The sequence below is a fragment of the Gammaproteobacteria bacterium genome (assembly GCA_011375345.1).
Taxonomy (GTDB): domain Bacteria; phylum Pseudomonadota; class Gammaproteobacteria; order DRLM01; family DRLM01; genus DRLM01.
The window spans coordinates 22,197-47,706 of sequence record DRLM01000062.1 but is presented as its reverse complement, the minus strand read 5'-3'; the positions used below and the strand labels follow the sequence as shown (position 1 = coordinate 47,706).

The window sequence follows — 25,510 nt, the reverse complement described above, 5'->3', positions numbered from 1 at the left end:
GGGGCGGGTCTTTTGCGGGCATAATAACCTCTTTGCTGTCTGGCGGAGGGCGCAGGCCATTGACCGTCTACAAGGTCGACAAGCTTATGAGCGAGGCGCGCCGTCTCGCCCGGGATTACCGCAGCGCCATGGGCAAGCCCCTGGCGGGCATCAGTGCCGAACTGGCGGTGCACGATGCCATCCGCCTGCTGGATCTCAGGCCCGCGCCGGCGGGGACGGTGGGTTACGACGCGCTCGGCCAGGGGCGTTGGGACGGCAAGCGCATCCAGATCAAGGGCCGGGCGATTTTTGACGAGGGCAGGGGCGGCCAGCGCATCGGCCAGCTTAAGACCGAGCAGGACTGGGACAGTGTCGTGCTGGTGCTCATGGACGAGGCCTACGAGCCCTTTGAGATCTATGAAGCGGAACGGGATGAGGTAATGGCGGCGGTGGCCGAGTCCGCCGGCAGCAAGCGCAGCCGGCGGGGGGCCCTTTCGGTGGCCAAGTTCAAAATCATCAGCCGCCTGGTGTGGACCCGCGAAAACGGCATCGAGGACGAGATCTGGGACAACCAGGGGAGGGCGTGATGGTCAGGGAAAGACAGTTCAGCAAGGGAAAAGGGCAACGCCTGCCGCGCTGGGCGGTTGGGGCCGTGGTGGTCCTTCTGGTCGCCGCCTGCGCGCCGCACCAGGTTTACCGCAGCGATTACACCTTGTGCCGCGACGCCCGGCCCGAGCAGGCCTGCCCCCGCGCGGCCTTGCAGGAGACCGCCGACAGCGCCGATCCCGCGGCCCGCTATCTGCTGGGGTTCGTGGAATTTGACGACCAGGGTCAGCTCTGGGACCGGGCGCAGATGGATGCGGTGCTGGGCCGGATCAACGCCGAAGCGGCCGACAAGGATCTGCTGCTGCTGGTTTTTGTGCACGGCTGGAAACACAGCGCCGCCCCCGGGGATGGCAATGTGAACACCTTTCGCGGGGTGCTGGGGCGGCTGGCGGCCCTGGAAAACCGCATCAGCGCCGCCGCCGGCCTCGCCCCGCGGAAAGTGGTGGGGGTGTACCTGGGCTGGCGGGGCGGCTCGGTGACGGTGCCGGTGGTGAAAGAGCTGTCTTTCTGGGACCGCAAGAACGTGGCCCACAAAGTCGGCTACGGTGGCGTGACAGAAGTGCTGGCGCGGCTGGAGCTGGTCCAGAAAACCAAAGACGCCATGGCCGCCCGGGATGCCTCCGGTCCCGCCGGCGCGAAAAGCCGCACGCGGCTGGTGGTGATCGGGCACAGCTTCGGCGGGGCGGTGGTGTTTTCCGCTTTGTCGCAAATCCTGGAAATGCGTTTTGTGGACACCACCGGTCCCTTGGGGGTGGTCAGCGACGTCCGGGGTTTCGGCGACCTGGTGGTGTTGATCAACCCCGCTTTCGAGGCGGCGCGCTATGCCGTCCTCAGCGACATGGCGACCGAACGGGGCACGTATTTCCCCAGCCAGCTGCCGGTACTGGCGGTGCTCACATCGCAAGCCGACTACGCCACCAAGCTGGCCTTCCCCCTGGGCCGCTGGTTTTCCACCCTGTTTGAAAAAGAACACGAGGCCAGCCGCAAAAACGGCCTGACCGGCAAGCGGGAAACCATCGACCAGGGCCGGGCCAACGTTACCGCCGTGGGCCATTTCGCGCCCTATCAGACCCACCGCCTCAGCGCCACGGCCACTGTCGGGCGGGAGGCCCTTGCGCCGGTTGCAATGGCGGAAGACCTAAAGCTGCTGTTTAACACCGTGGAAGAATGGCGAAACGACGCGCCGGGCAATGTCATCCAGTTCCACGGCGCCCGCCTGACGCGCTCCCAGACTTCCGCCGGCCGCAATCCGTACCTGGTGGTGAAAGTGGACAAGGCCCTGATCCGCGATCACAACGATATGGACGATCCCCGGATCATCGGCTTCATCCGCCAGCTGGTGTTGCTGGCCAGTCTGGCACGGGAGCTGGAGGCGGAGCAGGTGACGCCGGCGCAATTGCTGGGCCCTGAATGAATGGTCCGGGCGGCGGAGGTGCTCGGTCCCCACGGCCCCCTGGCGGCCACCCTGGCCGGTTTCGCCCCGCGGGCCAGCCAGCAGGCGATGGCGGCGGCGGTGGAGGCGGCCCTGGCGGCCGGTGAGACCCTGGTGGCCGAGGCGGGCACGGGCACCGGGAAAACCTTCGCCTATCTGGTGCCCGCCCTGCTGTCCGGCAGGCGGGTGATTGTTTCCACCGGGACCAAGACCCTGCAGGACCAGCTTTTCCACCGTGACCTGCCCGCCGTGCGGCGGGCACTGGACGTTCCCGTGGCGGTAAGTTTGCTCAAGGGCCGGGCCAACTATTTATGCCTCCACCGCCTGGCCCGGGCGGAAACGGACGGGGTGCTGGGCACGCCCCGGGAGCTGGCCAGTCTGGGCCGGCTGCGGGAGTGGGCCCGCCGGACCCGCTCCGGGGACATCGCCGAGGTGGAGGAAGTGCCGGAACAGTCCCCGCTCTGGCCTCAGGTTACCTCCACCGCCGACAACTGCCTGGGCCAGGACTGCGGGCACTTCAAGGACTGCTACGTGGTCAAGGCCCGGCGGGCCGCGCAAAAAGCGGCGCTGGTGGTGGTCAATCATCATCTGCTGCTGGCGGACATGGTGCTGAAGGAAGAGGGCTTCGGCGATCTGTTGCCCGGCGCCGATGCCTTCATCATCGACGAAGCCCACCAACTGCCCGAGGTGGCTTCGGGTTTTCTGGGCGCCAGCGTGGGCACGCGCCAGCTTGTTGAGCTGGCCCGGGACAGCATCGCCGAATACCTGACGGAAGCGGGCGACATGCCCGAAGTCAAAGAGGCGGCGGAGGCGCTGGAAAAAAGTGCCCGGGACGCCCGGCTGGCCTTTGGCCTGGCCAGCCGCCGCGCTCCCTGGAGCGCACTGACCGGTGGGCCCCGCGCCGCCCTGGATGAAGTACGGCAGGCTTTGGGGCGTTTGCAGACCCTGCTGGAGGCGGCCGCCGAGCGGGGCAAGGGCCTGGACAACTGCCATCGCCGCAGCCTCCATCTGGGGGAGCGCCTGGCGGCCTTGCTGGCGGCGGAGCAGGACGGCCATGTGCAATGGTTCGAGACCTACCCCAAAAGCGTGGTGTTCCATCGCACACCCCTGCGGGTGGGTCCCGCCCTGGCCGCCCACATGCTGCGTTTCCAGGCGGCCTGGGTGTTTACCTCCGCCACCCTGGCGGTGGCCGACAGTTTTGCGCACTTTTGCGCCGCCGCGGGCCTGGCGGATCCCCGCACCGCCCGCTGGGACAGCCCCTTCGACCATGCCCGCAACGCCCTGCTTTATGTGCCCCGGAACCTGCCCCTGCCCGCGGCGCCCGGTTATACCAAAGCGGTGGTCGCGGCCGCCGTGCCCGCGCTGGCGGCCAGCGGCGGGCGGGCTTTTTTCCTGTTCACCAGCCACCGCGCCCTGCGGGAGGCGGCGGAAATCCTGCGCCGTGCGGTGGACTATCCCCTCTTGGTGCAGGGGGAGGCGCCCCGGGGCGAGCTGTTGGCGCGTTTTCGCCGCCTGGGCAATGCCGTGCTGTTGGGTACCGGCAGTTTTTGGGAAGGGGTGGATGTGCGCGGCCCGGCCCTGTCGCTGGTGATTATCGACAAACTCCCCTTCGCCGCTCCCGGTGATCCTGTGCTCAGCGCCCGCATCGACGCCCTGCGGCGCGAGGGCGGTCAGCCCTTCACTGACTACCAACTCCCCCAGGCGGCCATCGCCCTGAAACAGGGCGTGGGGCGGCTGTTGCGGGACGTGCACGACCGGGGGGTGTTGATGCTGTGCGATCCGCGCCTGGTGAGCAAAGCCTATGGCAAGGTCTTCTTGCGCAGCCTGCCGCCCATGCCGCGCAGCCGGGATATTGCCGCCGTGAGGGCGTTTTTTGCCCGGGAAGACGCCCACCCGGCGGCCGCGGGCGAGCCGGGCCGGTGAAGCTGCTGGCCCTGGACACCTCCACTGAAGCCTGTTCCGCCGCGCTCTACCTGGACGGCGAAGTGCGGGGATGCTTCGAACTGGCCCCCCGGCGCCACGCCGCCCTGATCCTGCCCATGCTGGACAGCCTGCTAAAGGAAGCCGGCCTGGCCCCTGCCCAGCTGGATGCCCTGGCCTTCGGCCGGGGGCCGGGGGCTTTCACCGGCGTGCGCATCGCCGTGGGGGTGGCCCAGGGGGTCGCCTTTGGAGCCGGCCTGCCGGTGGTGCCCGTCTCTTCCCTCGCGGCCCTGGCCCACGGCATCTTCCGTCAGCAGGGCCGGCAGCGGGTGCTGGCGGCCCTGGACGCCCGCATGGGACAGGTGTACTGGGCGGCCTACGAGGTCCAGGGAATGGGGCAAGTCATTCTGCAGGGGGAGGAGCGGGTGGTAGCACCGGAAGCGGTTCCCCTCCCCGCAGGCGGGGGATGGTGCGGTGCCGGCACCGGCTGGGGGGCCTGGGGCGGCTCTTTGCATGCCCGGCTCGCCGGCAAAGTGACCGCAGTGCACGGCGCCTGTTATCCCCATGCCGTGGATCTGGCCCACCTGGGCGCCAGCGCCTGCCGGGCCGGCGTTATCCTGCCGCCGGAGCAGGCTCTGCCGGTGTATCTGCGCGAGCGGGTGGCGGAAAAAACGTCCCGGAACAAGGCCACCTGGTAGACATGACGTTTTGCAGGAAACGCCCGTGGATATGAGAATCATCACGGACCGCCAGGCCCGCCAGCCGGTGGAAGCGCGCGACCCGGGTTTATCAAGGCCGGTGGTTAATATCGACGGCGTCTTGCGCGGCAAGTCCCTGGCGCGGGAGATGTTTCTGTCGGCCCTGGACAAGGGCCGGGGAAATTTTCCAATCAACCGGATATTCTCATCTTCATGCTTCCCGGCAGACTTTGGTCCTCAGTCCGGGCCGGCCCGGGCCTGCAGATAACTCACGATTTCCTGCAAGGTCTCATCGGAGGGTGTATCCGCCCCGTCGCGCATGTGCTGACGCATACGGACTACCACCAGCGGCCATTGGCCGGCAGTGTGGCTCTCAGGCTCGGGCAGGCCGTGGCACTTGCTGCAGTGTTGACGGAACGCCTCGGCAGCCGGGGACCGGTCTTGCGGTGCCGCCACCACTCTCTGCCCTCCTCCCGGCCCGGTCCCGGCCGGACCCTGTTCCGGTTCCCCACTGTGATAGTCACAAGCGGCCAGCAACGTCGCCATCAACAGCGCCGCCGGAAGTGTCGTAGATCTAATCATCTTGTTTCGCCTTATTGACTCGGCCATCAAACAGTTCGTCCTGAGCTGTTTGACGGCCACCCGAGAAATCCGCGTGCCATTTTGCGACATGGCGGATAGGGCGCGGGCGCCCAGCGGCTGGCGCCAATGGCGGCACCTCCCTGTGCCGCAACAGCAACCCGGTAATTTTAATTTCTTTGACAGGGGATCACTAAATCCCCCGCCGTTGGGTGGCATCGTTGCTATTACCCCCTCTCCCCTTGAGGGGAGAGGGACAGGGTGAGGGGTGAACACACGCCGGGGTTGAAACCTGAACCCTCACCCTGGCCCTCTCCCGGTCTTGGGAGAGGGGACAACCGGCCGTACGGCCGCCCACTTCGGCGTATTGCCGTAACATGACGCCACCGGCTTTAGCCGGTGGAGTATTCCCACCCTGGAAGCCACCATGAGACTATTTCCAGCGGGCGAGTGCAAGCCCACTGAAAGCACGGTGCCTCCCTTTGTTGATATGTAGCAGAGACTGTGTTTTCTCAACTTCAACCGGACGCCGGCCAAGCAGCGCGTTGTGCTGGTGTTGCGATATTTATAGTGTTACTCGCGGCCGCGCGCCAAACCGGAGATGACTAAAGTTTTGCGGCGACAGCCCGTTAGCTGGGCCGTCAAGGGGGCGGCGCGCCGGCAATGGCCGCTATATACTGTTAACGCGGCAATCAGACAGGCTGCCCTGAGCTGTTTGATGGTCACCTGCGAAATCCGCCCGCCATTTGGCGACAGGGCGGGGAGTTCGCGGGCTCCCCTTGGCTGACGCCGATGGCGGCACCTCCCGGTGCCGCGACAGTAAGGCGACAATTTGGGTTGCCGGGTTGAAGTTTTGGCAGACATTTTAAGGAGATTTGCAATGGAAGGAAAACACAAACACGCTCACGAACACGACCATCAACACAGTCATCAGCACGAGCATGAACACACTCACGGAGACGGCACGCAGCACAAACACCCCCATGGGCACACCCACAGCCACACGCACAGCCATGAGCATGAACACAGCCACAGTCACGACACCGGCAGCGGACACGATCACCAACATGAAGAAAATGAACTGGAGGGGCATGAACACAAGCACCCGGGTCATGACGCCGAACCGCACGAACATGACCATCACTAACGTGTTCGGCACCCCGCTGTAGCCGCGGCATCCCCCCGCCGCGAAGCGTTCCGCCCGGGCGCTTCACCGCGGCGGGGGACCGCTTACGCGGCGCCGACAGGTCAAAAAGGGGTCAGACCCCTTTAGTGAATGCGAGACCCCTGAATGCGCTTGCCCGCCGCTGATTTTTCTTGCCTCGTCAGCAGAATCTATGGGTAGATTCCGGTTCAGGTAAGGCGCCAAGTGTATGATACAAAGCGATTTCCATAGCGTGATAGGTTCTAAAGCCAAAGGCTTTTCTGACAGTCAGTTTTGCCTTGGTGTTAAAGCCCTCCACTACGCCGCTGGAAAGCTGTCCCTTGGCGCGAAACCAGTTCATCAGCAGCGGACGATGCCTGCGCAACATTCTCGCCACTTTCTTCATCGGTTCAATCTTCGAGCGCATGGTCTTCCTACACCAGCGTTCCAGGAATTCACCGGCCCAGTAGGGCGACTTGTAGGTCCAGAAGAACTGGAACTCTTCCTTCAGCAGATAGCTGCGCACACTCTTCAGATTATATTGCAACAGCTCCGCCAAGCGCGCCTCCTGGTGCTCAGTCAAGTGCTCAGGGCGCTTGAGCAACAGCCATCGCGTCTTGGTCAACACCGGCTCGTAGCCCTGCGCCTTCAGCGCCTTGGCCTCCTGTGCCCGGACCTCGTCAATGGCCTTGCTCAGGTGAGCCATGATGTGAAAACGATCCAGCACATGAATGGCCTGCCCTGCCTTCCTGGCGATCACCTTCAGGTAGGGCCGCCACATGTCGCTGCAGATGAACCTCAGGGACTGGCTGCGCTCCCTGTCAAACCAGCGGAAGAACTTCAGCAGAGTCCTCACCGTCCGCCGTTCTCCCACCCACAGCAGCCGTTTACAGCCACTGTCGATCTGGTAGACCAGCGTCAGATAACGATGCCCCCGCTGCCACTGGATCTCATCCACACCAATGGACCGAATCCCAGAAAGGTCCTGATGCGCCCGACCCCACGCAACGGCCATCTCCACAGAACGGTAGACCGCCTCCCAGCTCATGCGAAAGGCCTCCGCCACCTCTTTCCAGCTCAGCCGCTTTGCCCAGCGCGCCAGAAACCAGGCATAGGCCTGCGTCAGGCGGCTCTTGCCCAAGGCCCACGGCAGATGCTCAACCCGTACGCCGCACCCAGGACAGTCCACCCGCCGCGGTGCATAACGGAAGAATACCTTGAGACCCCAAAGGGGCACAAACTCAAAGCGCCGTGCCGGCAACCGGTCATAGCCAGGCCTCGCCCGGCCACAGCCGCTGCACAGCGGCCGGCTGTTGGCCCGCGCCCGCAGTTCCACTTCCAGGGCCGGCGCCCCCTCATGATCAATCCAGCGGACCGCGCCATACACAAAAGATTTGAATTTCTGGACACGATTGAGGATAGTCTTAACCAGCATCCCGCTCCTTTCCCTCCGATTGATGATGGCCTTAGCAACTATCATCTTCTCAGAGGCGGGGCGGGATGCGCTACTCCTCCTCTGCCCTCAATCTCTCATTTACAACCCCCTTCTACCCACGAATTCTGCCGAAGAGCCAAAAAGAACAATGGGGCCGAGAACGGCGGCGGGGTATTTCATCGTAGGTGCACGCTCTTTGTTGGATGTCCGCTGATCGGCGGTGCTCCGCCCGGCCGGGAAAGGCGACGGAGAGATATTTACAACTTTGCCGCGCTGTCGGTTTTTCGTCCAGCCTGTTTCCGGTCTTGTGGCTGTCCGGTGAGGGCTTATGCGCTGTTGGCTGCCCGCCACCGGTCGCAAAACTCCCGCACGGCGCCATGGCCGCCCGCACGCCGGGTGATGTACACGCAGCGCTCGATCACCTCAGGGTAGGCGTCCGCCACGCAGGCGGGCAGGCCCACTTGCTCCAGGCAGGGCAGGTCGTTGATGTCATTGCCCAGATAGGCCACCTGGGCCATGACAAGGCCGCGTCCGGCGACTTCCTGCCGCAGCCGCGTGCCTTTGTCTTCACAGCCCTGGATGCATTCCAGGCCCAGTTTGCGGCAGCGGGCCCCGACCACCGGGTTGCGCTCCTTGGACAGGACCAGCATGTCGAAGCCGGCTTTTTTACACAATTCCAGGCCCAGGCCGTCAGAGCGGTTGCAGGCCACTGCCTCGCGGCCGTCTTCCAGGACGAATACCCGGTTATCGGTGAACACGCCGTCGAAATCGAATACGGCGAGCCGGATCTGGCGAAAACATTGGTCGAGTTCCACGGTCACAATGATGACTCCTGTGCTGGGGAAAAGCCGGTGGTGAAAGTGTGACAGCTTATCGGCCTGACGGCAGCATCCTCCCGGCGTCGGTGGCAAAAGGATTTGTGTATCATCGCGTCTTGATCCGGCTCAAAAGCGGGTGTGGCCTGGAGCGCAGACGGAGGCTGGCAATGAAAAAGACGGCATGGTTGACGGGGGTGTTGCTGCTGGCGGCCTGTGGCACCACGGTGGAGCGTTTGGACGTGGAAGCGGTACGCGATCTGAGCGGCGCATGGAATGATACGGATTCCCGTCTGGTTTCCGAGGAAATGGTGGCGGACCTGTTGTCCCGTGATTGGCTGGCGGCATTCAGGCGCGAGCGGGGCGCGCAGCCGGCGGTGATTGTCGGGGGCATCCGCAATCTCAGTCATGAGCACATCAATGTTGTCACTTTCATTAACGATATTGAGCGCGCTCTGATCAATTCCGGCAAGGTGGATTTTGTCGCCTCCCGTGAAGAGCGGGATGATATCCGGGCCGAGCGCGCCGACCAGGATCTCAATGCCGCCAGTGTCACCCGCAAGCCCATGGGGCGGGAGCGGGGCGCGGATTTTATGCTGAAGGGGGATATCAGCACCATCGTGGATGTTGAAGGCAGGCGCCAAGTGCGTTTTTACCAGGTGGACCTGACACTGATCAGCCTGGCGGACAACCGCAAGGTCTGGGTGGGTCAGAAGAAAATCAAGAAATATATCACCGGTGCCAAGCTCCGGCCGTGATGACGATCTGTGCCGGCGCAAGCCCGGTTGGTTGGTGTGGTCAGAGCCGTGAGAGTCCTGCTGGCCGCCGTCGCGATGGTGCTCCTGGCGGGCTGCGCCGGCTACAGCGACCGGGTCGGCACTATGGAGCGCATGATCGCCACCGGTCACCCCGAACGCGCCTTGAGGCTGCTGGAAGAGGAGGATGAGCAGGGCCGTGACGCGCTGCTCACTTTGCTCAACCGGGCCATATTGCAGCGCATGAAAGGCGACTACGCTGCCAGCACGGCGTCCCTGGAGGCGGCCAAGCGGCTCTCGGAGCACTTTGCCACCTTGAGCGTCAGCGAGCAGGCCGGCGCCCTGACGGTGAACGACGCGTTGCGCGCCTATGCCGGCGAGCCGTATGAGCGGGTCTTCATACACGTGTTCGAGGCCCTGAATTACCTGCAGCAGGACCGCCTGCCCGACGCCCGGGTGGAAGCATTGCAACTGGACCTGTTGTTGCGGCAGCTTCCCGAGGATGCGCCGGACGCCGCCGGCGTGGCGCGCTACCTCGCCGGTTTGATCTATGAGTCGCTGCATGAATGGGATGATGCCCTTATCGCCTACCGGAAAAGTTACCAGGCCTACAGCCGCGCCGGTGGCGGCGTGCCCCTTTATCTTCAGCGCGATCTGCTGCGCTTGACCCGACAACTGGGGCGGGAGGCGGAATGGCAGGATTACCGCCGCCGCTTCGGTGACGCGGTGGCGGCCGGGGCGGATGCCGCGCTGGCGGGGGGCGAAGTCGTGGTTTTCCTGTGCGCCGGCCTGGCACCGGTGAAGCGGGACGTGGTGGTGCCGGTCTACAGCGGCGCCGGTCGCCTGGTGAGCGTCGCCCTGCCCTATGTGGAGACCCGCCGCGCCGCCGTTGCCGCCGCCCGGGTGGGCGCCGCCGGTGCCACGGCGCCGGCGGAAATGATGGTGGATGTAAACACCCTGGCCGTGCAGGCCCTGGAGCGGAACATGCCTGCCATCACCGCCCGCGCGGTGGCCCGGGCCGTGGCCAAGTACCAAGCGGCGAAAAAGGCGGAAGAAGACGGCGGCCCGTTGCTGGGCGCTGCCATCAACATCGCCGGCCTGGTCAGTGAGCGGGCGGACACCCGGAGCTGGTCCACCCTGCCCAACCGGATTTTCATGGCGCGCCTGCCCCTTGCCCCCGGCCGCTATGATGTCACGCTGTCGTGGCGCGACGATGGAGAAGCCCGGCGGGTGTTCAAAGGGGTCACGGTCACCGCCGGCCGAAAGCGTTTTTTCGGTGTGCACGTCGTATCAGTGGCGGATTTGCGGCCCACGGGCGGCCCGCCCCCCAGAACCGTCATCGATTTGCGCCTGCAGGGCCGCCGGAGAGGCCAATGAAGCGAATAAACAAGCACTTGGTGGTTTTGCTGTTGCCCCTCTTGATCAGTGCCTGCGTCGCGGCCACGAAAACCACTGGCAGACCCGGCTGGGTGGACGGCGGGCCCGGCCGCTATTCCGCCGGCCTGTATCTGACAGGGGTGGGCAGTGGCGATACCCTGGACGAAGCCCAAGACCGGGCCCGGGCCGATCTGGCGAAGATCTTCCGCGTGGAGGTGAGGGAGGAAAGCCGCTTTGTGGAAAGGGTCGAGCGGCCGTCCCAGGGGGCGACCCGGCACAGCAGTGCCGCCAGCAGCAGTGTGCGCACGCGCACCGAGGGCGTGCTGAGCGGTGTCACCATCGCGGAAAGCTGGCATGACCGCGCTGCCCGCCGGTACTATGCCCTGGCGGTCTTGGAACGGCGTAAAGCGGAAACGGCGCTGGCGGAAAAAATTCATGCTCTGGACGAGGTGACGCAGCGTTACCTGGCCAGTGCTGAGAGCGAGAATGATATGCTGAGGAAAATCGCCTGGACTGCCAGGGCGGTGGCCGCCCAGGAGGAGCGGGGCCGGACCCAGTCGATGCTGCGTGTGGTGGATCAGACGGGGTTGGGCATCCCGGCGCCATGGACGCACCAGCAGCTGCAAACCCGCCTCACCGGGCTGGCCGGCCGCATTACCGTGGCGCCCGTGGCCAGCGGCCGTGCCCCGGGGGTGGTGGAACAGGCCCTGGCGGGAGCCCTGGCGGAGGCGGGGTTTCTGGCCCGCTCCGGGGGGGCGGCGGCTTACGTGGTGGAAGCCAAGCTGAGCTGGCGGGACCTCGGGCTCAGAGAGGGGTGGTACTGGTTGGCCGGTTCCCTGGATCTGGTGTTGCGGGATGCCGCCGGTGCGGTGCGCGGCCGCCGGAGCTGGCCCATCAAAGAATCGGCCACCCGGCGGGAGCTGGCGCGGCAGCGGGCGGTGGCGGCGGCCACGGCGTTGATCCGAAGCGGCTTGCGGGACACCCTGCTGGAATTTGCCGGCGCGCATTGAGCGGTCCCGTTACCAGGGTCAGCAGCGGATTCCACCTGAATTCCCGTGACATCACTTCCTCCCGCCATCTTTCTTATGGGTCCAACGGCTGTGGGCAAGACCGCGCTGGCTCTGGCGCTGGTACAGCGTTTTCCCTGTGACATCATCAGCGTGGATTCCGCCATGATCTATCGGGGGATGGACATCGGCACCGCCAAGCCCGATGCCGAAACGCTCCGCGTCGCACCCCACCGCCTGATCGATATCCGCGACCCCGCGCAACGCTATTCGGCCGCCCGGTTCGCGGCCGATGCCCGCCGCGAAATGGAGGCCATCACCCGTGCCGGGCGGATTCCGCTGCTGGTGGGGGGCACCATGCTGTATTTCCGCGCCCTCGAGCGGGGCCTGGCTCCCCTGCCCACGGCTGATGAAACAGTGCGCGCCCGTCTCGCCGCTGAGGCCGCCGAGGTGGGCTGGGAGGCGCTGCACCGCCGCTTGCGGGATGTGGACCCCCAAGCCGCAGGGCGCATTCACCCCAACGACCCCCAGCGTATTCAGCGGGCGCTGGAGGTCTTTGCGCTGTCCGGGCGCACGCTCACAGAACTGTGTGCGCACTCCGCGCAAGCGCCCTTGCCTTTCCAGGTCGCGAAGCTGGCCCTGATCCCCGGCGAACGCCATATCCTGCGCGCCCGGATTGCGCAGCGTTTTCAAGCCATGATGGCGCAGGGCCTGCTGGAAGAGGTCCGTGGTCTCTATCACCGCGGTGACCTGCATCCGGGCCTGCCGGCCATACGCTGCGTGGGCTACCGTCAATTGTGGCGCCATCTTGCCGGTGACAGCAGCCGCGAGGAAGCGGTCGCCGGCGCCGTCATCGCCACCCGTCAACTGGCCAAGCGGCAATTGACCTGGCTGCGGCGGGAGCGGGGGTTGCACCACTTTGACAGTGCAGACCCTGCACTTGCCGAGCGGGTTGCGGCCTGTCTGGGGAAGATTCTTTGAGAGTTGCCCCTGGGAATATGCTACTCTTGTCATGTTAAGCAGGGAGGGTAACCAGCGGGTTTCTTCCTGCCGATACAACCAACCCAATTTCGCTTACAAGAAGGATAATTTCAGGAGACCCGGTTATGAGTAAAGGGCAATTTCTCCAAGACCCTTTTTTGAACACCTTACGAAAAGAAAAAGTTCCCGTGTCGATCTATCTGGTGAACGGTATCAAGCTGCAGGGGCAGGTGGAGTCTTTCGACCAGTTCGCCGTGCTGCTGAAAAACAGCGTCAGCCAGATGGTTTACAAACACGCGATTTCCACCGTTGTCCCGTCCCGCCCGGTGAAGATCCACATTCCGGCGGAAGACAGCCCGGGCAACAGCTGATACGAGGTGCGCTAGAAACACGTGCATTTTATCGAACGTCCCCGCGCAGGCGAGCGCGCCGTGCTCGTGCATGTTGACCTGCAAGTTGCGCAAGCAAGGGAGGATTGCAGTGAGTTTCTAGAGCTGATTCGTTCGGCCGGTGCTGAGTCCGTCGCCCTGATTGCGGCGAGGCGGCGGGTGCCGGACGCCAGATTCTTCGTCGGCCAGGGAAAGGCCGCGGAGATCCAACAGCAGGTCGCTGACCATGGCGCAGAGCTGGTGGTGTTCAATCACACGCTTTCCCCCACCCAGGAACGCAACCTCGAACGCCTGTTCAAATGCCGGGTGGTGGACCGGACGGGGCTTATATTGGATATCTTCGCCCAGCGCGCCACCTCCTTTGAAGGCAAACTGCAGGTCGAGTTGGCCCAGCTCCGTCACTTGTCCACGCGGCTGGTGCGCGGCTGGACACACCTGGAACGGCAAAAAGGCGGTATCGGCTTGCGCGGTCCCGGTGAAACCCAGCTTGAAACCGATCGTCGTCTGATCGGTCAGCGCATCAAACAGCTCAACAAGCGTCTGGACAAAGTCCGCCGCCAACGGGGTGAACAACGGCGGGCCCGACGCAGAGCTGGCGTACCCACCGTGTCACTGGTGGGTTATACCAATGCCGGTAAATCCACCCTGTTCAACCGTCTGACCAAGGCAGGCGCCTATGCGGCGGACCTGTTGTTCGCCACTTTGGATCCCACGCTGCGCCGGGTGGAACTGCCGGGTGGGCAGCCGGTCATTCTGGCGGATACCGTCGGATTCATCCGACATCTGCCCCACAGCCTGGTGGCCGCGTTTCGCTCCACCCTGGAGCAGACCCGCGAGGCCGATTTGTTGCTGCACGTCATCGACGTGACCGACACGGAGCGCCAGGCCCGCATTGATCAGGTGCGTACGGTATTGGATGAAATCGATGCCGGCGCCCTGCCCTGTATCGAAGTGTTCAACAAGATAGATTGCCTGCCACGGCAAGGTGCCCGTGTCGACAGGGACGAGGCGGGCCGCGTGCGCCGGATTTGGGTGTCGGCAGTCACGGGAGAAGGTGGGCTGGAGTTGCTTGAAGCCATAGCGGAGCACCTTCAGTTTGCGGAAAAAGCCCACGGTCCGGCGCCAAAGAAAGCGTGCGCCCGGATTTACCTTCCGCCCAGTGCGGGTAAAGTGCGTGCGCAGCTTTATGAAAAGGCGTGGGTTCGTGGAGAAGAGGAATCTGCCCAGGGGGGATGGTGGGTGGAAATAGAGGCCTGGCCGCAAGATATCGACAAGCTGTGCATGAACTGGCAGTGCGCGCGCGAGAGGGGGGAACAAGCCGCTTGCGCAGCACCCCGGTTGTTGCGAAACGGCCGCTAAGCCTCCTACAATGACCTACTCAGTTCACACAACGTAAAACGGAGTGAAGGAATGGCCTGGAATGAGCCGGGTGGCCCCGATGACAAAGATCCCTGGGGCAGCCGCAAACAGGATCAAGGCCCGCCAGATCTGGATGAGGCGATACGCAAGCTGCAACAAAAGCTGAAGGGCCTGTTCGGTGGCGGCGGGGCCGGCGGCGGCAGGAGCGGCGGCGGGGGTGCACCCAAGGGCGCTGTCGCCGGGGTGGGGGCGCTGCTCGCGGTGGTCGTGCTGGGGTGGGTGGCCTACGACTCCGTATACATTATCCAGCCCGCCGAGCGTGGCGTGGTGCAGCGTTTTGGAAAGTATGTGGCCACCTTGCAGCCCGGTCCCAACATCCGCCTGCCTCGTCCCATTGAAACCGTCACCCGCGTCGACGTTGATCAGATTCGCACCCTGGAGATCGGTTATCGGGCCGAGGGACGCCAGGCCAGTTCGGTATTGAACGAGTCACTGATGCTGACGCAGGATGAAAACATCGTCGACATCAAACTGGCGGTGCAATACAAAGTGAAAGACCCCGCCGACTACCTGTTCCGGGACCGTGGTCCGGACCTGACCCTGCGCAAGGCCGCGGAAAGCGCCATTCGTGAGGTGGTGGGCAAGAACAAAATGGATTTCGTGGTGGGTGAAGGCCGCGCGGCCGTGGCGGCGCGCACCCAGGAAGTGGCGCAGGCCATTCTTGACCGCTATCGTACCGGCTTGCTGGTCACCAGCGTGAATCTGCAGGACGCCCAGCCGCCCGAGCCGGTGCAGGAAGCGTTCAACGATGCCATTCGCGCGCGTGAAGACCGGGAACGCTTCATCAAGCAGGCTGAGGCATACGCCAATGAAGTGATACCCAAAGCGCGTGGTGAAGCGGCACGTATCATCGAAGATGCCAACGCCTATCGGGCCAGGGTGGTCGCCGAATCCGAAGGTAATGCCAGCCGCTTCACCCAGGTGTTGGCGGAATACAAAAAAGCGCCCGATGTCACCCGCGAGCGTCTGTATCTGGAAACCCTGGAATCGGTGCTGACCCGGTCCAGCAAAATCGTGGTGGATGTGGAGAACAGCAACAACCTGCTCTACCTGCCGCTGGATCAGCTGGGCAAGTCTGCGCCTGATGACACCGCGGCCGCCCCGCCGGTTGCGCCGGTCCGCATGGCGCCGGCCACCTTGATGGAGGAGCATCCTTCTTCGTCGCAGCCGCGCAGCAGCAGCCGCAGCTCCCGCGGCCTCAGCCGGGAGGTACGTTGATCATGTCACAACAGATGAAATCCCTCGGTGTGCTGGCGGCGGTTCTGCTGCTGGTGATTGCCGGGTTTTCCGTGTTCACCGTCAAGGAAACTGAAAAGGCCGTTTTGCTTCGTTTGGGTGAGATTGTCCGCACAGACTACGAACCGGGGCTGCATTTCAAAGTGCCGTTCATCAACAATGTCCGCACTTTTGATTCACGGATACTGACCTTGGACGTGGAGTCCGAGCGCTACCTGACCAGTGAGAAGAAAAACGTCATCGTGGATGCCTTCGTGAAATGGCGTATTGCCGATGTCGCCGCCTTTTACAAGGCGGCGGGTGGTGACGAGCGTCAGGGCGCCCTGCGTCTGTCGCAGATTATCAAGGACAGCCTGCGGGGCGAGTTTGGCAAGCGCACTATTCAGGAAGTGGTGTCCGGCGAGCGTTCCATGATCATGAATTTGGTAACGGTCAACGCCAACAAACAGGCGCAGGAGTTTGGCATCAAACTGGTGGACGTCCGCTTGAAACGAATTGATTTGCCGGAAGCGGTCAGCGAAGCCGTATACCGCCGGATGGAGGCGGAGCGTTCCCGCGTGGCCAGAGAGCTGCGCTCGGAAGGGTCCGAGGAGGCGGAGCGGATTCGCGCGGACGCCGACCGGCGGCGCACGGAAATTGTCGCCAACGCCTATCGTGATGCCGAGCGGGCCCGCGGTGAAGGGGATGCGAAAGCGGCGGAAATTTACGCTGCCGCCTTTGATCAGGACAGGGAGTTCTTTTCCTTCTACCGGAGCTTGCAGGCCTATCGCAATACCTTCAATTCGGCCAACGACGTGTTGGTCATCGACCCCAAGGCGGACTTTTTCAAATACTTTAACCAGCAGCGGGCCACGGTGCCGGCCGCGCCGCAGCCATAGGGGCTGCATCTGCTATAATCCCGGCCGCAGTGGGGCGGCCGGGTCTTTCCCGTTTTTGCTTCCAGGCTTGTCACCGGGCCGCGTCGCGTGAGTGGGGGTGATTCCCCGCAAGCGGCGCGCTCCGTCCACATGGCGTCGGGAAATGTCTTGGCAGGATTTGTTTGTTGCGTTGGCTCTCATGTTGGTGATAGAGGGGATCCTTCCCTTTATGAGTCCGGCGCGCATGCGGCAGGCCGGTTGGCTGATCAGCCAGATGGACGACCGCTCTTTGCGCCTCAGCGGCAGTGTCTGCATGGTCGCGGGGGTGACGCTGCTTTATCTGTTGCGTTGACCAGGCCAGGTCCGCAGAACACCGTTTGCCGTCAGAGATGACATCTCATGCTTGAATTAATGCAAACCCGCACCGAGCGCTGGTTGTTGCCGGAGGGTATCGAAGAGTTGCTGCCGGACCAGGCCGAGCGGCTGGAACATTTGCGCCGGCGCCTGATTGACCTGTTTGCCTCCTGGGGTTATCGCCTGGTTATCCCCCCCGTGATCGAACACCTGGAGTCGCTGCTGGTGGGAACGGGGCAGGATCTGGAGCAACAGACGTTCAAACTCACCGATCCCATGACGGGCCGGCTGCTCGGTATCCGGGCTGATATGACGCCCCAAGTGGCGCGCATTGATGCCCACCGGACCCGCTCGGAGGCCCCCAACCGCTTGTGCTATGTGGGGCCGGTGTTGCATACCCGGCCCGGCGGTTTTCACGGTGGCCGCGGTCCCTTCCAGGTAGGGGCGGAGCTGTATGGTCATGGCGGTGTCGAGAGCGACGTGGAAATCCTGCACTTGATGGTGGCCGCCCTGAACGCTGCCGGCATGCGCCAGCCCCACATCGACGTGGGTCATGTGGGCGTTTTCCGCGCCCTGGCGCGGGAGGTGGGCCTTGACGGCGATCAGGAACAGGCGTTGTTCGATGCCCTGCAGCGCAAGGCCGTGCCGGAAATGAGTGACTATTTACGCCGGCTGGCCTTGACAGAGGGCCAGCGGCGCATGCTTGTCGGCCTGGCCGAGCTGAACGGTGGTGGTGAGGTGTTGGCGGAGGCGCGCCGGACCTTGCGCGGGGCCGCGGCGCCGGTGCAGGAAGCCCTGGACAACCTGGAGCGTATCGCCGCTTTGGCGCGGCAGCACATGCCCGGGGTGAGCCTGAATTTTGATTTGGCCGAACTGAGGGGCTATTACTACCAGACGGGTGTGGTATTCGCCGCATTTGCGCCCGGCCACGGCAAGGAAGTGGCGCGGGGCGGACGTTACGACGACATCGGCCGCGCGTTCGGCCGGGCCCGTCCTGCCACGGGTTTCAGCACGGATCTGGAGACCCTGATCCGTCTCAGCAACAGCAGCGAAACCGCGGGAGGTATTTTCGCACCGGCCGCTGACGATCCGGCCTTGCGCCGCGTGGTGGACCAATTGCGCCAGCGGGGTGAGCGGGTATGCTGGGAATTGCCCGGCCAGCGCGGCGGGCCCGAAGACATGGCTTGCGACCGGATATTGTGTTTGAACCGGGGGCAGTGGCGGGTCCGGCCGCTGGGCCCGGCGGCGGAGAAGCATGGCTAAGAACATCGTGGTGATCGGCACCCAGTGGGGTGACGAAGGCAAGGGCAAGATCGTCGACTGGTTGACCGACCGCGTGGGTGTGGTCACGCGTTTCCAGGGGGGGCACAACGCCGGCCACACACTGGTGATCGACGGTGAAAAAACGGTTCTGCATCTGATCCCTTCCGGTATCCTGCGTCCCAAAGTGAGTTGCCTGATCGGCAATGGCGTGGTGCTCTCGCCCCACGCGCTGCAAGAAGAAATCACCATGTTGGAGGGGCGGGGTGTGCCGGCGCGGGAGCGGCTGCGCATCAGCGGCGCCTGCACCTTGTTGTTGCCGTACCATGTGGCCCTGGATCAGGCCCGCGAGCAGGCCCGGGGCAAGGCCGCCATCGGCACCACCGGACGCGGCATCGGGCCGGCCTATGAAGACAAGGTGGCGCGGCGGGCCCTGCGGCTGGCGGATTTGTTTCACCGCGAGCGTTTCGCCGCGAAACTGGGCGAAGTGCTGGACTACCATAACTTTGTCCTGAGGCACTATTACCATGCCCCCACCATAGATTTTCAGCAGACTCTGGAAGAGGCCCTGGCGTTCACCGAATTATTGACACCGCTGGTAGCCGATGTGCCCGCTCTGTTGCACCAGGCGCGTGAACAAGGCGAGAACATTTTGTTTGAAGGCGCCCAGGGGGCGTTGTTGGACGTGGATCATGGCACGTATCCCTTCGTGACCTCGTCCAACACCACCGCCGGCGGTGCGGCCACCGGCAGCGGCGCCGGTCCTTTGGATCTGGACTATGTTCTCGGCATCACCAAGGCCTACACCACGCGGGTGGGCTCGGGGCCGTTTCCCACTGAGTTGTTTGGCGAGCTGGGGGAGCATCTGGCGACCCGCGGCCATGAATTCGGTTCCACCACCGGGCGGCCGCGTCGCTGCGGTTGGTTTGACGCCGTGGCCTTGCGGCGGGCCTGTGGCATCAACAGCGTATCCGGCTTGTGCATCACCAAGCTCGATGTGCTCGATGGTATGGACACCTTGCGTGTGTGTGTGGGCTACCGTTGCGGCGATCAGGCTTTTGCAGCACCGCCGGTGGGTGCGGAAGCCCTGGCCGAATGTGAAGCCGTTTATGAAGATCTGCCTGGCTGGCAGGAATCCACCGTTGGTGTGAAAACTTATGCGGAGCTGCCGGTCAACGCCCGGGCCTATTTGCGGCGTATCGAAGACATCGTTGGCGTGCCGGTGGCCATGATATCCACCGGCGCCGATCGTGCCGATACTATCGTGTTGAACAATCCCCTGGAATCTGAAGCTGGGGGGTGAACACCCGACGGGGGAGATGCTAAAGATGAATGGTGCCGAGGAGAGGACTTGAACCTCCACGGGGTTTCCCCCACAAGTACCTGAAACTTGCGCGTCTACCAATTCCGCCACCTCGGCAGGTGGCTCCAAGCGGTTCGCTTCGAGACGCGGCGCACTTTACAGCCCAACCTGGCGCTTGTCAATTGCTCCCTCTAGGTATCCTGGCCCGCCGCGTGAACTTTAACTATTTGGAATGAAAGCATGGCTGAAAGCCAAGATAAAACAGTGATAGACGACCCGTATCGTGAACGGGAGGCCAGCAAATACGACCACCCCATTCCCAGCCGGGAATGCATCCTGGCATACCTCGAAAGCCAGCCGGCGCCGGCGCCCATGGCCCAGGTCGCGCAGGCCTTGCAGCTTGATGACGAAGAACAGCTGGAAGCCCTGCGCCGCCGGCTGCGGGCCATGGAACGTGACGGCCAGCTCATCCGTAACCGCCGCGGCGACTATGGTCCGGTATCAAAAATGGATCTGGTCCGCGGCCGGATTATCGGGCACCCCGACGGCTACGGCTTTTTAGTGCCCGAGGACGGGGGGGACGATGTGTTTCTCAGCGCCCGGCACATGCGCAGTCTGCTCCACGGCGACCGGGCCATGGTATGCATCACAGGTGTGGACCGCCGGGGCCGGCGCGAGGGCGCCCTGGTGGAAGTGCTGGAGCGGGCCAATCATCTGGTCGTGGGGCGTTTTCGTACGGAGCATGGCCTGGGTTTTGTGATTCCCAGCAACACCCGCATCAATCAGGACATCCTCGTTCCACCCGAGCACCAGGCCGGCGCGGCGCCGGGGCAGATCGTTGAAGCAGAGCTGGTGGAGCAACCCAGCCCCCGCAGCCAGCCCATAGGCCGCATCACCAAGGTGCTGGGCGACCACATGGCGCCGGGCATGGAAACGGACATTGCCATACGTACATACGAACTTCCCCACGAGTGGTCGCCGGAAGTGTTGCGCGAGGCGGCGGCCTTGGGCGGGGAGGTGCCGGAGGCGGCGGTCACCGGCCGGGAGGACTTGCGCGGCCTGCCTTTGGTGACCATTGACGGTGAAGACTCCCGCGATTTCGATGATGCGGTCTATTGTGAACCGCACGGCAAGGGCTGGCGGCTCATCGTGGCCATCGCTGATGTGTCCGCCTACGTGCAGCCCGGCACTGCCCTGGACCGGGTCGCCCGTGAACGGGGCAATTCAGTTTATTTCCCTGATCGTGTGATCCCCATGCTGCCCGAGGCCTTGTCCAACGGCCTGTGTTCGCTCAATCCTGACGTGGACCGCCTGTGCATGGCCTGTGAGCTGATTTTAACCGCGGCCGGGGGTGTGCGCCGCTTTCGCTTCTTCGATGCCGTGATGCGTTCCGCCGCCCGCCTGACCTATACCGAAGTTGCCAAAGTATTGGCCGGTGAGGCCGCAGCGCAACGCGGGCGCAGCGCGCTGGTACCCCATCTTGAAACCTTGCACGGGCTCTATCAGGCCCTGAGGCACCGGCGCGAGCAGCGCGGCGCCATCGACTTTGATACCACGGAGACCCGGATTGAATTCGGCGCGCACCGCAAAATCAAACGCATTGTTCCGGTGGAGCGCACCGTTGCCCATCGCATCATCGAAGAGTGCATGATCGTTGCCAATGTCGCGGCCGCCGAATTTTTGCTGGAGCGGCAACTGCCCGCCTTGTATCGCGTTCACTCCGGCCCCAGCGCTGAAAAACTGGCGGGCCTGCGGGCGTTTCTGGCGGAACTGGGGCTGCGTTTGGGCGGCGGAGACGAACCCGAAGCCCGCCACGTCGCGAAGCTTCTGAATGCCGTGCGCGGACGGCCTGATGCCCACCTCATCCAGACGGTGTTGCTCAGAAGCTTGAGCCAGGCGGTATACACTCCGGACAACAGCGGCCACTTTGGATTGGCTTTTCCCGCTTACACCCACTTCACCTCACCCATCCGCCGCTACCCCGACCTCCTCGTGCACCGGGCCTTGCGCCACGCCTTCTCGGGCGGTGAAGCCCACAACTTCGCATACGGCTACGCCGACATGCTCGCCGCCGGCGAACATTGTTCCATGACCGAACGGCGCGCCGACGAAGCCACCCGTGACGCCGTGGACTGGCTCAAATGCGAATACATGCGTGACAAAGTGGGCGACGAATTCGAGGGGGTAATCACCTCCGTCACCAGTTTCGGCTTGTTTGTGGAGCTCAAAGACATCTTCGTCGAGGGCCTGGTTCACGTGACCGCTTTAGGGAAAGACTATTTCCACTTCGATCCCGTCAAACACTCGCTCATCGGCGAGCGCAGCCATACCGTCTACCGCCTGGCCGACACCGTGCGCGTGCAAGTGGTGCGGGTTGATCTCGACGAGCGCAAAATCGACTTTGAACTGGCGCAAACGCGCCAACCCTCCCGGCGCCGCCGCCGGCGCGCCGCGTGAAAAACAAATCGGCTCCCGCGCGTCTGCACGGCATTCATGCCGTGCGCCTCCTGCTTGAGCGCGCGCCCGAGCGGGTGTTGCATCTGCACATCCTGGAATCCGCCGCCGGTGCCAATTCCCGCCTTGCCACCGTACTGGCCGAGGCCAGGCGCTTTGACATTCCCGTCACCCGCGCCACCCGTGAGCAGCTCGCGCGCCTGGCTGAAGGCGGCGTGCACCAGGGCTTGGTTGCCGATATCCGCCCCGCCCGGGTGGTGGACGAAAGCGCCTTGCCGGAACTGCTGGACCGGCTCACCGGGCCACCCCTGCTCTTGGTACTCGACGGCGTCCAGGATCCCCACAACCTGGGCGCCTGCTTGCGCACCGCCGACGCCGCCGGCGTGAACGCCGTTATCATCCCCCGCCACCGCGCCGCCGGGCTGACGCCGGTAGTCCACAAAACCGCCTGCGGTGCCACCCAGACCCTGCCACTGGTGCAGGCCACCAATCTCGCCCGCGCGCTGCGCAACTTGAAAGACCAGGGCATCTGGCTGCTCGGCGCTGCGGGTGATGCGCGGGACAGCCTCTACAGCGCGAACTTGACCGGCCCCCTGGCCATCGTGGTGGGCGCGGAACAAGAAGGCCTGCGCCGCCTCACCCGCGACCTTTGCGACACCCTGGTGCACATCCCCATGCGCGGGGCGGTGGAGAGCCTGAACGTGTCTGTTGCCACCGGAGTGTGTTTGTTTGAGGCGCGCCGGCAGCAGGCCTCTGACAAAGGGGTCAGAGCCCTTTAAAAGCCCGTCGGGCCATGCTATCTTCCCTTGCAGCTCAGTTACCGGTGCCGGTCCAATGCCCAGAAAACCCCGCTTCTACCTCCCGGACCTCCCCGTCCACGCCGTTCAGCGCGGCCGCGGCCATCAGGCGGTGTTTTACGACGAGGCTGACTACCGCGCCTACCTGGGCTGGCTGCAGGAAGGCGCCGAGCGCTATCAGTGCGCCGTTCACGCCTATGTATTGATGACCAACCACATCCATGTGCTGGCCACGCCCGCAGACGCGGAGGGCATCAGCCGTATGATGCAATACGTCGGCCGGCGCTACGTGCCCTACGTCAACCACCATTACGGCGGCAGCGGTTCCCTGTGGGAAGGGCGCTACAAAGCCAGCCTGGTGCAGGAGGAGGGCTATCTGCTGGCCTGCATGCGCTACATCGAACTCAATCCGGTGCGTGCCGGCATGGTGAAACATCCCCGCGCGTACCGCTGGTCCAGCTACCGGGCCAATGCAGAGGGGCGGGCCGATGCCGTGCTGAGGCCCCAGCAGGCCTACCTTGCCTTGGGGCGCACCGCCCAGCAGCGCAAACAGGCCTATCGGGCGCTGTTCAAAGCCCATATTGATGACGAGAAGGCGCTTCACAGTATTCGTGCGGCCTGGCAGACCGGCACGCCGCTCGGCAACGACCGCTTCAAAAAGCAGGTGGAATCCAAGCTCAAGACAAGCGTGGGCCAGGACCGGCGCGGCCGCCCCAGTAAAGGCCTGGCGAAAAAGGGCTCTGACCCCTTAAAGTTCCGGTCACTTTCGAACGCTAAGGGAAGGCTATGCCGCGTGTAACATTGCCCGATGGCTCGGAACGCCGCTTTGACGGGCCGGTAACGGTCCGCGCTGTGGCGATGGACATCGGCCCGGGGCTGGCCAAGGCGGCGCTGGCCGGAGAGGTGGACGGCCAGCTGGTGGATATCTCTTACAGTATCGACCGGGATGTGCGGCTGCGCCTGATCACCGACAAGGACGAGGAAGGGGTGGAGATTCTGCGCCATTCCTGCGCCCATTTGCTGGCGCATGCGGTGAAATCCCTGTTTCCCGAGGCCCAGGTGACCATCGGTCCGGTAATCGAAAACGGTTTTTACTATGATTTTGATTACCAGCGCCCCTTCACCCCGGAGGATCTCAAGGCCATTGAAAAGAAAATGCGGGAACTGGCCAGGGCGGATTACCCGCTAGAGCGCAAACTCATGCCGCGGGATGAGGCCGTGCGCTTTTTCCGCGGCCTGGGCGAGGAATTCAAGGCGCGGATCATTGCCGACATTCCCGCGGAGGAGGACATTTCCCTGTATGAACAGGGCGATTTCATTGATCTTTGTCGCGGTCCCCACGTGCCGTCCACCGGCCGGATCAAAGCCTTTAAGTTAATGAAGGTGGCAGGGGCCTACTGGCGCGGTGATCCCAAAAACCCCATGCTGCAGCGGATTTACGGTACGGCCTGGCCGGACAAGAAGCAGCTCAAAGCCTATTTGCACCGTCTGGAAGAAGCAGAAAAGCGTGACCACCGTCGTCTGGCCCGGGTGATGGACCTGTTTCACACCCAGGAAGAGTCTCCCGGCATGGTGTTTTGGCACGACAACGGCTGGCGGGTGTACGTGATCATTCAGGACTACATCCGCAAGCTGCTGCGCCGCCACGGCTATCAGGAGGTACACACCCCGGCTATCATCGACCGCAGCCTGTGGGAAAAATCGGGCCATTGGGACAAGTTCCAGGAGATGATGTTCACTACCGAATCGGAAAACCGGGCCTACGCCGTCAAGCCCATGAACTGTCCGGCCCACGTCCAGATTTACAACCAGGGTCTGAAAAGCTACCGGGATTTGCCCCTGCGGCTGGCCGAATTTGGTTCCTGTCACCGCAACGAGCCGTCCGGCACCTTGCACGGGCTGATGCGGGTGCGTAATTTCGTCCAGGACGATGCCCATATTTTCTGCACCGAGGAGCAGATCGAATCGGAAGTCTCCGATTTCATCGATCTGGTCTATCAGGTGTACCGGGATTTCGGTTTTGAGGACGTCATCGTCGCCCTGTCCACCCGCCCCGAAATGCGCGTGGGCGAAGAGGCGCTGTGGGACAAGGCTGAACAGGCCCTGGAAGCCTGTTTGGGCGCCAAGGGGCTGGATTGGCAGCTGCAGCCGGGGGAGGGGGCGTTTTACGGGCCGAAAATCGAATTTTCCCTCCGTGATTGCCTGGACCGGGTGTGGCAGTTGGGCACCATCCAGCTGGATTTCTCCATGCCCGGGCGGCTGGGGGCGACTTACGTGGCGCAGGACGGTGCCAGGCGCACGCCGGTGATGTTGCACCGGGCCATCCTCGGTTCCCTGGAACGCTTCATCGGTATTTTGATCGAGCACTACGGCGGCTGTTTTCCCGCCTGGCTGGCGCCCCGGCAGGTGGTGATCCTTAATATTACGGACAATCAGGCCGATTATGCCCGGGAAGTGGAAAAAGTGTTGGCCGAAAAAGGATTCCGGGTGGCGTCGGACTTGAGAAACGAAAAAATAGGATTTAAAATCCGCGAACATACGCTTTTGCGCGTACCTTACCTCTTGATCGTGGGCGACCAGGAGGTCAACGACCACTCGGTGGCCGTGCGCACGCGGAGCGGCGAGGATCTGGGCCGGATGACGCTGGACGCGTTTTCCGCCAGGCTCGCCGCTGACATCGCGGGCCGCGGCCTACTTGTTTTGGAGGACTAAA

Annotated in this window: 22 protein-coding genes, 1 tRNA gene and 1 pseudogene; 19 read left to right on the top strand and 5 right to left on the bottom strand. The window is 63.7% G+C overall.

The genetic code is table 11. The features are described from left to right. Positions 1 to 59: 59 nt before the first annotated feature. Genes ENJ19_04690 through tsaB form a run of 4 tightly spaced genes read left to right on the top strand, consistent with a single transcriptional unit; the run spans position 60 to position 4,635 of the window. Positions 60 to 566: a hypothetical protein gene (locus ENJ19_04690; protein HHM05025.1), complete on the top strand. Its 507-nt coding sequence runs from the start codon at positions 60 to 62 to the stop codon at positions 564 to 566. A gap of 41 nt (positions 567 to 607) precedes the next feature. Further along, complete coding sequence (locus ENJ19_04685) at positions 608 to 1,999, top strand: esterase (GenBank protein HHM05024.1); 1,392 nt, start codon at positions 608 to 610, stop codon at positions 1,997 to 1,999. Beyond that, on the top strand, positions 2,000 to 3,940 hold the full coding sequence (locus tag ENJ19_04680; GenBank protein ID HHM05023.1) for an ATP-dependent DNA helicase: 1,941 nt from the start codon (positions 2,000 to 2,002) through the stop codon (positions 3,938 to 3,940). It begins immediately after the preceding gene. Beyond that, on the top strand, positions 3,937 to 4,635 hold the full coding sequence (gene tsaB, locus ENJ19_04675; GenBank protein ID HHM05022.1) for a tRNA (adenosine(37)-N6)-threonylcarbamoyltransferase complex dimerization subunit type 1 TsaB: 699 nt from the start codon (positions 3,937 to 3,939) through the stop codon (positions 4,633 to 4,635). Before ENJ19_04680 ends, tsaB begins: the two co-directional genes overlap by 4 nt. A 237-nt stretch (positions 4,636 to 4,872) precedes the next feature. Here the strand turns inward: tsaB and ENJ19_04670 are convergent, their stop codons facing one another. From ENJ19_04670 to ENJ19_04655, 4 genes are all read right to left on the bottom strand, one after another. After that, entirely contained in the window at positions 4,873 to 5,217 is a 345-nt protein-coding gene (locus ENJ19_04670; GenBank protein ID HHM05021.1) for a cytochrome c, read from the bottom strand. An 862-nt stretch (positions 5,218 to 6,079) separates the two neighbouring features. Continuing rightward, positions 6,080 to 6,373, bottom strand: a complete 294-nt coding sequence (locus ENJ19_04665; GenBank protein HHM05020.1) for a hypothetical protein — start codon at positions 6,371 to 6,373, stop codon at positions 6,080 to 6,082. A gap of 166 nt (positions 6,374 to 6,539) precedes the next feature. Then, positions 6,540 to 7,793 (bottom strand): ISL3 family transposase, encoded by a 1,254-nt coding sequence (locus ENJ19_04660; GenBank protein HHM05019.1) that lies wholly within the window; start codon positions 7,791 to 7,793, stop codon positions 6,540 to 6,542. 326 nt (positions 7,794 to 8,119) lie between these two features. Beyond that, positions 8,120 to 8,608 (bottom strand): 3-deoxy-D-manno-octulosonate 8-phosphate phosphatase, encoded by a 489-nt coding sequence (locus ENJ19_04655; GenBank protein HHM05018.1) that lies wholly within the window; start codon positions 8,606 to 8,608, stop codon positions 8,120 to 8,122. Between the two features lie 170 nt (positions 8,609 to 8,778). Between ENJ19_04655 and ENJ19_04650 the strand changes: the two genes are divergently transcribed. The 11 genes from ENJ19_04650 (at position 8,779) to ENJ19_04600 (ending at position 19,546) form a co-directional block, all read left to right on the top strand. Next, on the top strand, positions 8,779 to 9,366 hold the full coding sequence (locus ENJ19_04650; GenBank protein HHM05017.1) for a penicillin-binding protein activator LpoB: 588 nt from the start codon (positions 8,779 to 8,781) through the stop codon (positions 9,364 to 9,366). Positions 9,367 to 9,414: 48 nt separating this feature from the next. Beyond that, complete coding sequence (locus ENJ19_04645) at positions 9,415 to 10,740, top strand: hypothetical protein (protein HHM05016.1); 1,326 nt, start codon at positions 9,415 to 9,417, stop codon at positions 10,738 to 10,740. Then, positions 10,737 to 11,750, top strand: coding sequence for a hypothetical protein (locus tag ENJ19_04640; protein HHM05015.1), 1,014 nt, complete (start codon positions 10,737 to 10,739; stop codon positions 11,748 to 11,750). The genes ENJ19_04645 and ENJ19_04640 overlap by 4 nt, the downstream gene beginning before the upstream one ends. Positions 11,751 to 11,795: 45 nt before the next feature. Beyond that, positions 11,796 to 12,728 (top strand): tRNA (adenosine(37)-N6)-dimethylallyltransferase MiaA, encoded by a 933-nt coding sequence (gene miaA, locus ENJ19_04635; GenBank protein HHM05014.1) that lies wholly within the window; start codon positions 11,796 to 11,798, stop codon positions 12,726 to 12,728. A gap of 125 nt (positions 12,729 to 12,853) precedes the next feature. After that, positions 12,854 to 13,099, top strand: a complete 246-nt coding sequence (locus tag ENJ19_04630) for an RNA chaperone Hfq (protein HHM05013.1) — start codon at positions 12,854 to 12,856, stop codon at positions 13,097 to 13,099. A gap of 21 nt (positions 13,100 to 13,120) precedes the next feature. After that, complete coding sequence (gene hflX / locus ENJ19_04625) at positions 13,121 to 14,476, top strand: GTPase HflX (GenBank protein ID HHM05012.1); 1,356 nt, start codon at positions 13,121 to 13,123, stop codon at positions 14,474 to 14,476. A gap of 51 nt (positions 14,477 to 14,527) precedes the next feature. Continuing rightward, positions 14,528 to 15,754, top strand: coding sequence for an FtsH protease activity modulator HflK (hflK, locus tag ENJ19_04620; GenBank protein ID HHM05011.1), 1,227 nt, complete (start codon positions 14,528 to 14,530; stop codon positions 15,752 to 15,754). A 14-nt stretch (positions 15,755 to 15,768) separates the two neighbouring features. After that, positions 15,769 to 16,650: a protease modulator HflC gene (hflC, locus tag ENJ19_04615; protein HHM05010.1), complete on the top strand. Its 882-nt coding sequence runs from the start codon at positions 15,769 to 15,771 to the stop codon at positions 16,648 to 16,650. A gap of 142 nt (positions 16,651 to 16,792) precedes the next feature. After that, a complete protein-coding gene (locus ENJ19_04610) occupies positions 16,793 to 16,981 on the top strand; it encodes a DUF2065 domain-containing protein (protein HHM05009.1) in 189 nt (62 codons plus the stop codon). Positions 16,982 to 17,040: 59 nt separating this feature from the next. Further along, positions 17,041 to 18,246 (top strand): ATP phosphoribosyltransferase regulatory subunit, encoded by a 1,206-nt coding sequence (locus ENJ19_04605; protein ID HHM05008.1) that lies wholly within the window; start codon positions 17,041 to 17,043, stop codon positions 18,244 to 18,246. After that, entirely contained in the window at positions 18,239 to 19,546 is a 1,308-nt protein-coding gene (locus ENJ19_04600; protein ID HHM05007.1) for an adenylosuccinate synthase, read from the top strand. The genes ENJ19_04605 and ENJ19_04600 overlap by 8 nt, the downstream gene beginning before the upstream one ends. A gap of 30 nt (positions 19,547 to 19,576) precedes the next feature. On the opposite strand, the gene ENJ19_04595 is transcribed toward ENJ19_04600, so the two are convergent. Continuing rightward, positions 19,577 to 19,663: transfer RNA gene (locus tag ENJ19_04595), tRNA-Leu, on the bottom strand. 123 nt (positions 19,664 to 19,786) lie between these two features. Here ENJ19_04595 and rnr point away from each other — a divergent pair. The 4 genes and pseudogenes from rnr (at position 19,787) to thrS (ending at position 25,509) form a co-directional block, all read left to right on the top strand. Beyond that, a complete protein-coding gene (gene rnr, locus ENJ19_04590) occupies positions 19,787 to 22,003 on the top strand; it encodes a ribonuclease R (GenBank protein ID HHM05006.1) in 2,217 nt (738 codons plus the stop codon). A 23-nt stretch (positions 22,004 to 22,026) separates the two neighbouring features. Next, positions 22,027 to 22,779 (top strand): 23S rRNA (guanosine(2251)-2'-O)-methyltransferase RlmB, encoded by a 753-nt coding sequence (rlmB, locus tag ENJ19_04585; GenBank protein ID HHM05005.1) that lies wholly within the window; start codon positions 22,027 to 22,029, stop codon positions 22,777 to 22,779. A gap of 55 nt (positions 22,780 to 22,834) precedes the next feature. Next, positions 22,835 to 23,512: pseudogene (locus tag ENJ19_04580) on the top strand (transposase). A 71-nt stretch (positions 23,513 to 23,583) separates the two neighbouring features. Then, positions 23,584 to 25,509, top strand: coding sequence for a threonine--tRNA ligase (thrS, locus tag ENJ19_04575; protein HHM05004.1), 1,926 nt, complete (start codon positions 23,584 to 23,586; stop codon positions 25,507 to 25,509). Position 25,510: the final 1 nt, after the last annotated feature.

Excerpts from the sequence above, each read along its gene's own strand:
- ENJ19_04680 (HHM05023.1), top strand. The coding sequence starts at position 2,000 with ATGGTCCGGGCGGCGGAGGTGCTCGGTCCCCACGGCCCCCTGGCGGCC.
- ENJ19_04670 (HHM05021.1), bottom strand. The coding sequence starts at position 5,217 with ATGATTAGATCTACGACACTTCCGGCGGCGCTGTTGATGGCGACGTTG.
- ENJ19_04660 (HHM05019.1), bottom strand. The coding sequence starts at position 7,793 with ATGCTGGTTAAGACTATCCTCAATCGTGTCCAGAAATTCAAATCTTTT.
- ENJ19_04650 (HHM05017.1), top strand. The coding sequence starts at position 8,779 with ATGAAAAAGACGGCATGGTTGACGGGGGTGTTGCTGCTGGCGGCCTGT.
- ENJ19_04640 (HHM05015.1), top strand. The coding sequence starts at position 10,737 with ATGAAGCGAATAAACAAGCACTTGGTGGTTTTGCTGTTGCCCCTCTTG.
- ENJ19_04630 (HHM05013.1), top strand. The coding sequence starts at position 12,854 with ATGAGTAAAGGGCAATTTCTCCAAGACCCTTTTTTGAACACCTTACGA.
- hflK (HHM05011.1), top strand. The coding sequence starts at position 14,528 with ATGGCCTGGAATGAGCCGGGTGGCCCCGATGACAAAGATCCCTGGGGC.
- hflC (HHM05010.1), top strand. The coding sequence starts at position 15,769 with ATGAAATCCCTCGGTGTGCTGGCGGCGGTTCTGCTGCTGGTGATTGCC.
- ENJ19_04610 (HHM05009.1), top strand. The coding sequence starts at position 16,793 with ATGTCTTGGCAGGATTTGTTTGTTGCGTTGGCTCTCATGTTGGTGATA.
- ENJ19_04605 (HHM05008.1), top strand. The coding sequence starts at position 17,041 with ATGCAAACCCGCACCGAGCGCTGGTTGTTGCCGGAGGGTATCGAAGAG.
- ENJ19_04600 (HHM05007.1), top strand. The coding sequence starts at position 18,239 with ATGGCTAAGAACATCGTGGTGATCGGCACCCAGTGGGGTGACGAAGGC.
- rnr (HHM05006.1), top strand. The coding sequence starts at position 19,787 with ATGGCTGAAAGCCAAGATAAAACAGTGATAGACGACCCGTATCGTGAA.
- thrS (HHM05004.1), top strand. The coding sequence starts at position 23,584 with ATGCCGCGTGTAACATTGCCCGATGGCTCGGAACGCCGCTTTGACGGG.